Below are 7,060 nucleotides of genomic sequence, written 5' to 3'. Positions count from 1 at the left end.
CGGAACCCGGTACACCGCCCCCGGGGTGGGGGGGGGGGCGTGGTGTTGACCCGGGGCGGGGCCCCCGGCCGGCGCGCGGACCCGCCGCCGCGGCGGGGTACGGGAGGGCGACGCCCCCGTACCCCGCCGCGGTGCGTCCGTGCCCCCGCCGCGGTGCGTCCGTGCCCCCGTGGCGGTGCGTCCGGGCCGGTCCGGGTCCCGCCGCAGCGACTCGGCGCCTCAGCGCCCGCCCGCCGCCGCGCCGTCCGCGACGTCCCCGCCGAGGTGCGTCGGGGCGAACATCCGCAGTACCGCCGGGAGGACGACCACCGACGGGCCCGGGGCGGCGAGCGCCGCGGCCAGGTCGCCCTCCAGCGCCTCCGGCGTCGTGCGGACCGCCGGCACGCCGAAGGACTCGGCGAGGGCGACGAAGTCCGGGCGGGTCAGCTCGGTCCCGGTGGCCGCGCCGAAGGCGTCCGTCATGTACTCCCGCAGGACGCCGTAGCCGCCGTCGTCGACGATCAGCCACGTCACCGGCAGGTCGTGCTGGCGCGCCGTGGCGAGCTCGGCGATCGAGTACAGGGCGCCGCCGTCGCCGGAGACCGCCAGCACCGGCCGGCCGCGGTCCGCCACGGCGGCGCCGAGGGCGGCGGGGTAGGCGTAGCCGAGGCCGCCCGCGCCCTGCGCGGAGTGCATGGTGCCGGGGCGCCGGGGGTCGAAGGCGGACCAGGCCCAGTAGGCGAGGATCGTCATGTCCCAGAAGCTCGGCGACGCGTCCGGCAGGGCGCGGCGCACGGCCGCGAGGACGTCCTGCTCCAGGTCGAGGCCCTGCGCGTCGATCCGCGCGCGCACCTTCGCGAGCAGGGCGCGGACGCGCTCCTCGGCGGTCGGGTCGTGGCGCTCCCCCACCGTCTCCAGCAGCGCCGACAGGGCCGTGCGGGCGTCGGCGTGGATGCCCAGGGCCGGGTGGTTGGACTCCAGCTTGCCGAGGTCGGCCTCGATCTGCACGACCCGGCCGCGGGGCCGGAAGGTGTGGTAGTTCGAGGAGAGTTCGCCGAGGCCGGAGCCGACGACCAGCAGGACGTCGGCGTCCTCCAGGAAGTCCGTGGTGTGCCGGTCCTCCAGCCAGGACCGCAGGGACAGCGGGTGCTCCCAGGGGAAGGCGCCCTTGCCGCCGAAGGTCGTCACGACGGGCGCCGACAGGCGTTCGGCCAGCGCGCGCAGCTTGCCCGAGGCGTCGGCCCGCACGACTCCGCCGCCGGCGATGATCACCGGGCGTGCGGCGCGGGTGAGGAGGTCGGCGGCGACGGCCGTCAGCTCGGGGCGCGGCACGAGGTCGCGGGGGGTGGCGTCGACGGCGGTCACCACGGGCAGGCGGGCCGGGGCCGTCAGCACGTCCTGCGGGATCTCCACCCACACGGGGCCGTGCGGGGCGGTCAGGGCGGACTCCCAGGCGGCGGCCACGGCCGAGGGGATCTGGGAGGCCGTGCGGACCGGGTGGACGGACTTCACGACGTCCCGGAAGGACGCCTGCTGGTCGCGCAGCTCGTGCAGGTAGCCGTGGCGGCCGCCGCCGAGGCCGCGCACCGGGACCTGGGCGGCGATGGCGACCACGGGGGCCCCGGCCGCGGCGGCCTCCTGGAGGGCGGGCAGGGCCGTGAGGGCGCCCGGTCCGGCCGACAGCAGCAGCGGCGCCGCCTCGCCGGTGACGCGGCCGTAGGCGTCGGCGGCGAACCCGGCGTTGTTCTCGACGCGCAGGCCCACGTACTCCAGGTCGGAGCGGCGCAGCGCGTCGAACATGCCGAGCGCGTGCTGGCCGGGCAGGCCGAAGACGGTGGTCGCGCCGAGGCCGCGCAGGGTCTCGACGACCAGGTCGCCGCCGATCCGCCCCGGCGGGGGGTCGAGTGCGGCGGCGGTCTGCGCGGCGGTGGGGCGCAGTACCGGGTCGTGGTCGTGGGTCATCCGGTCTCCGGGCTCGGTGCGGGGTCGCGACGGCGGGCCGGTGCGGGCCGGCCCGCCGTCCCCGGAGACTACTGCGCGTCCGCCGTGCGGGCCGCGGCGATCTGCCGGGACATGATCGTGGTCAGCTCGTACGCGGTGTGCGACGCGGCGACCGAGGTGATCTCGGCGTGGTCGTACGCCGGGGCGACCTCGACGACGTCGGCCGAGACGAGGTTGCAGGAGGCGAGGCCGCGCAGGATCTCCAGCAGCTCGCGGGAGGTCATGCCGCCCGCCTCGGGGGTGCCGGTGCCGGGGGCGTGGGCCGGGTCGAGGCAGTCGATGTCGATGGAGATGTACAGCGGGCGGTCGCCGATGCGCTGGCGGAGCTGGTCGGCGACCTCGTCGGCGCCGCGGCGGTAGACGTCCGCGGAGGTGACGATGCCGAAGCCCATCTTCTCGTCGTCGGTCAGGTCCTGCTTGCCGTAGAGGGGGCCGCGGGTGCCGACGTGGGAGAGCGCCTCGGTGTCGAGGATGCCCTCCTCGACCGCCCGGCGGAACGGGGTGCCGTGGGTGTACTCGGCGCCGAAGTAGGTGTCCCAGGTGTCGAGGTGGGCGTCGAAGTGGAGCAGGGCGACCGGGCCGTGCTTCTTCGCGACCGAGCGCAGCAGCGGCAGGGCGATGGTGTGGTCGCCGCCGAGCGTCATCAGGCGGGCGCCGGTGCCGAGGAGGTCGTCGGCGGCGGCCTCGACCGTCTCGACGGCCTCGTTGATGTTGAACGGGTTGACGGCGATGTCGCCGCCGTCGGCGACCTGCGCGAGGGCGAAGGGGGAGGCGTCCTGCGCCGGGTTGTACGGGCGCAGGAGGCGGGAGGCCTCGCGGATGGCGTTGCCGCCGAAGCGGGCGCCGGGGCGGTAGGAGACGCCGGAGTCGAAGGGCACGCCGACGACGGCGACGTCGGCCGTGCCGACCTCGTCCAGCCGCGGCAGCCGGGCGAAGGTCGCCGGGCCGGCGTAGCGCGGGACGCGGGAGGAGTCGATGGGGCCGCGGGGCGTGCCGTTGGTGCTGCTCATGGGGGGTGCCTTCTTTCCTGCGCTCGCGCCGCCCGTCACACGGCGCCCATGGGAACGACGGTACGGGCGCCGCCAGACCGACAGAAGTGTACGTTTCCTCTATCGAAGTACCTCGGAGTGGAGGAAACGTCCATGGTGGAGCCGTTGGTGCCGTTCGCGCCGCCGGTCCGGTTGGCGGCGCTGCTGGACCGGGGGGAGCTGGGGCTGCGGCTGGTCTCCGGGGATCCGGCCGCCGAGCTGCACTGGGTGCACACCTCGGAGATGGCCGATCCGTACCCGTACCTGCTCGGCGGCGAGCTGCTGCTCACGGCGGGCGTGCAGCTCGACGACCCGGAGCACTTCGTGGCGCGGGCCGCGGAGGCGGGCGCGGCGGCGCTGGGCTTCGGGGTGACGCCCGTGTACGACACGGTGCCGCGCGCCCTGGTCGGGGCGTGCGGGCGGCACGGACTGCCGCTGGTGGAGGTGGAGCCGGGGACGACGTTCGCGGCGGTGGCCCGGGCGGTGTGGCGGCTGATGGCGGACGCCCGCCACCACGAGCTGCGCCGGGTGGCGGACGCCCAGCGCGCGCTGGCCGCGGCGGCGGCGCGCCCGGCCCCCGTACCGGCGGTGCTGCGGGTCCTCGCCGCGCACCTGGACGGTCGGGCGGCGCTGTACGCGCCGGACGGCGGCGAGTACGCGGCGGCCGGACGGGCCCTCAGCCCCCGGGAGGCGTCGGCGCTGGCCCGGCTGGTGGGCGTGGTGACCGGGGGGAGCGGCAGGACCGGGGGGAACGGCGGAGCGAGCGGGACCGGCGGGACCAGCGGGGCGGTCGAGGCCGACGGGGCGGACGAAACCGGCAGGGCGAGCGGGATCGGCGGGGCGGGCGGGGCGCAGAGGGCCACCGGGGCCGGTGCGCCGACAGGGACCGCCGGGATTGCCGGGGCGGTGAAGGCGGCCGGGACCGGGGCGACGGCCGGAACGGGCGGGGCGACGACTGCGGGCGGGGAGGTGCGCCGGCCGGTGTCGGCGGCGGAGGGGCCGGACGCGCCCGGCGGGGCGCGGCTCGTGGCGTACGGGCTGGGGACCGGACGGGAGGGGCTGACGCTCGGCCTCGCCATGGCCCGGCACGAGGAGGCGGACCGGCGGATCGCCGAGACCGCGATGGTGCTGCTGTCACTGCTGACCGCCCCGCACCAGGGCGTCGGCGAGGCCACCCGGTCGGCGGCGCTGGTACGGCTCCTGCTGGGCGCCGACCCCGCCGACGTGGCGCCGTCGCTGGGCGCGCCGCCGTGGACGGTGGTGCACGCCCGCTCCACCGACCCGCAGGCCCCGCCACCGGCCCTGGGCAGCCCGCTGGTGGACGCCGACCCGGACGCCGCCCCCCAGGGGGCCGGCCCCGCGAGCCCGCCGCGGGCGCGGACCGTGCGGGTGCTGCTGCCGGCCGGGCAGGAGGTGGCGCCGTACCCGGGGTGGACGCTGGGGGTGAGCGCCCCGGCCGCGCCGGCGGAGCTGACGGCGGCGGACGCGCAGGCGGCCCGCGCGCTGCGCCGGGCCGAGGCCACGCACCGGCCGCTGGCCCGCCACCGCGCGGGCGGCTTCGCCGCGCTGGTCGACGACGAGGAGGCCGCGGCCCACGCCCGCGCCCTGCTGGGCCCGCTGCTGGACGCCCCCGTGCTGGTGGAGACGCTGCGGGTGTGGCTGTCGCTGCACGGCGGCTGGGACCGCACCGCGGCGGCGCTGGGCGTGCACCGCAACACGGTCCGCCAGCGCGTCGCCCGCTGCGCGGCGTTGCTCGACACGGACCTGGAGGACCCGGACGTGCGGATGGAGCTCTGGTTCGCCCTGCGGGCGGCGGGGCCCCCGGAGGCGGGCCGGCCCCCCACGGGCTGAGGGTTTCGTCGCGCAGTGACCGCACATGGACCGTGCGGAATCCCAGCAGCGTGCCGGCCCCTCTCCGCCGCCGGCGTAGTGGGCGGGGGCACGACAGCGGCGCGCCGAGGTTCCGGCCGCGCCGCTGTCGCACTGTGGTCAGCCCTCGGGGGAGACCCCGGGTCAGTGGAGCTTGTTGACGGCGGTCTTCGTCGTGGTGCGGAAGGCGGTCAGCGGGGCGTCCTTGAGGTCGCCCATCTGGCCCCAGCGGACGAGGGTGACGGTGCGGCCGTCGCGGCCGACGGAGAACAGGTGGATGTCGCTGTTGCCGACTCGCGGGTCGGCGGTGTCCAGGCTGTAGACCCAGGCGCCCTCCTCCACGGCGAGCTTGCCGTGGGAGGCGCTGACGGCCTTCAGGCCCGGGTTCTGCTTCTCGAGGAGGGGGCCGCAGCCGGCGAAGGACTTGCGCAGGGTGTCGACCAGCTTCACGGCGTCGGCCTCGGTGCGGGCGACGTTGGTGATCTGGACGCCGTAGGCGTCGAGCTCGTTGCTGAAGTCGCGGTAGCTGCTGTTCTGCGCCGGGATCTTGTACGGGGCGCAGAGGGTGCCACCGTTCTCCGGGACGCCGGCGAAGACCTTGGAGGCGGTCCACGGCGTCGACGACTTCGGCATCTCGGAGGCGGTGAGGAACGCGGGCTGGGCAGCGGCCTGCGCCGGGGCCGTGGCGAGGGCCGCGAGGCCCAGGGCGGCAGCGGCGGCGGTGGCGAGTGCGGTACGGAACTTGTTCATGGCGGTGGATCCCCCGTCGGGTCGTTCGTTTGCTCGGTCAGTGCTCAACCAGCGTGGGGCCGGCGCCCGCCGCCTGCAACGGTCACACGCCCACCACCCGTCCCGGAACCATTCCACCCCCGATGACGTGCAGGGATGTGAAGGATGGGACGCAGGTTCGAGGGGGATGGAATGCCGAAGGACGCCACCGTCGAGGAGTTCGCGGGGCTGGTGCGCGCGCTGAAGGCGCGGGACGGGAGGAGTTACGAGGCGCTGGGCCGGCGTCTGAGCGTCAGCGCGTCCACCCTCCACCGCTACTGCTCCGGCGCGACCGTCCCGGAGGAGTTCGCCGTGGTCGACCGACTCGCCTTGCTGTGCGGGGCGGACGATGAGGAACGGCGGGCCCTGGAGGCGGCCTGGACGGAGGCGGACCGCGTGCGCCGCCGGACGGCCTCGCCCGTGCCCTCGCCCACGCCTGTGCAGTCACCTACGCCTGCGCAGTCGCGTACGCCCGTGCCGTCCGCCCCGGGAGCGAACCCGCACCCGACCGCGCCGGAACCGAGCCCCGACCCCGCCCCGGACCCGGCCGCGCCGGAGGCGCCCCGCGCCCGCACCCGTCGTGCCGTCCCCGCTCCCCTCCTCGTCGCCACCGCCGTCGCCCTCGTCGTGCTCGCCCTCGCCGCCGCCCTGCTCGGTCACCCCACCCGCACGCCTTCCGCCCCCGCCCCCGCCGCCCCCGCGTCCACCCCTCCGGGGCGGACCGCGGCCCCCCTCCCCTTCACCTGGACCATCGGCTCCCAGCTCTGGGAGGGCGGCTGCGGGCACACCTACCTCGTGGACCGGACCCCCCGCGCGGTCGCCCCGCCGCCGGTCGCGGCCGACTCCGGGGCGTGGGCCGGGAAGCACGGTGCCGTGCACGGCGGGGAGGCGCTGGTGCGGATCACGCTCCAAGGCCGGTCGCCGTCCGAGGCCGTCGTCCTCCAGGCCCTGCACGTGCGCGTCGTCGACCGGGCCGCGCCGCTGCCGTGGAACGCGTACCGGATGGACAACGGCTGCGGCGGCGCCGTCACACCGCGCCACTTCGCCGTGGACCTCGACCGGCCGCGCCCGCTCGCGCGGCCCGTCGACGGCCTTGACGCCTCCGGCGCCGAGGTCCGGAGGATCCCGGCCGTCTCCTTCCCGTACAAGGTCACCTCCTCCGACCCCGAGGAGCTGCTCGTCTCCGCCCGGACGGCGGGCTGCGACTGCCGCTGGTACCTGGAGCTGGAATGGAGCGCCGGGGGCCGATCGGGCACGGTGCGGATCACGGACGGCGGGAAGCCTTTCCGCACGAGCGGGACCAAAGGGAGGCCGGCGTACGCGTACGACTCCGTCGAAGGGCTCTGGATCACAGACGCGGAGTCTGGACAGACCGGTTGACCGGTGAGTAACTTCGACTGGACACAGGCTGAGCA

At 76.8% G+C, this 7,060-nt stretch carries 5 protein-coding genes; 2 read left to right on the top strand and 3 right to left on the bottom strand.

Annotation, left to right across the window (positions count from 1 at the left end; all coding sequences use genetic code 11):
• Positions 1–219: 219 nt before the first annotated feature.
• Together ACF053_RS06545 and speB are read right to left on the bottom strand one after the other, a co-directional pair.
• Positions 220–1,941: a thiamine pyrophosphate-binding protein gene (locus ACF053_RS06545; RefSeq protein WP_391952835.1), complete on the bottom strand. Its 1,722-nt coding sequence runs from the start codon at positions 1,939–1,941 to the stop codon at positions 220–222.
• Between the two features lie 68 nt (positions 1,942–2,009).
• A complete protein-coding gene (gene speB / locus ACF053_RS06540; protein WP_058942102.1) occupies positions 2,010–2,990 on the bottom strand; it encodes an agmatinase in 981 nt (326 codons plus the stop codon).
• A gap of 132 nt (positions 2,991–3,122) precedes the next feature.
• Here speB and ACF053_RS06535 point away from each other — a divergent pair, with 132 nt between their 5' ends.
• Complete coding sequence (locus ACF053_RS06535; protein WP_391952834.1) at positions 3,123–4,859, top strand: helix-turn-helix domain-containing protein; 1,737 nt, start codon at positions 3,123–3,125, stop codon at positions 4,857–4,859.
• A gap of 162 nt (positions 4,860–5,021) precedes the next feature.
• Here the strand turns inward: ACF053_RS06535 and ACF053_RS06530 are convergent, their stop codons facing one another.
• Positions 5,022–5,627, bottom strand: coding sequence for a hypothetical protein (locus ACF053_RS06530; RefSeq protein ID WP_391952833.1), 606 nt, complete (start codon positions 5,625–5,627; stop codon positions 5,022–5,024).
• Between the two features lie 171 nt (positions 5,628–5,798).
• Here ACF053_RS06530 and ACF053_RS06525 point away from each other — a divergent pair, with 171 nt between their 5' ends.
• Entirely contained in the window at positions 5,799–7,025 is a 1,227-nt protein-coding gene (locus tag ACF053_RS06525; protein ID WP_391952832.1) for a helix-turn-helix domain-containing protein, read from the top strand.
• The last annotated feature ends 35 nt before the right edge of the window (positions 7,026–7,060 follow it).

It is taken from the genome of Streptomyces kanasensis (assembly GCF_043077165.1).
In the GTDB taxonomy this organism is placed as follows: Bacteria; Actinomycetota; Actinomycetes; order Streptomycetales; family Streptomycetaceae; genus Streptomyces; species Streptomyces changanensis.
This window is presented reverse-complemented; position numbering and strand designations above follow the sequence as displayed.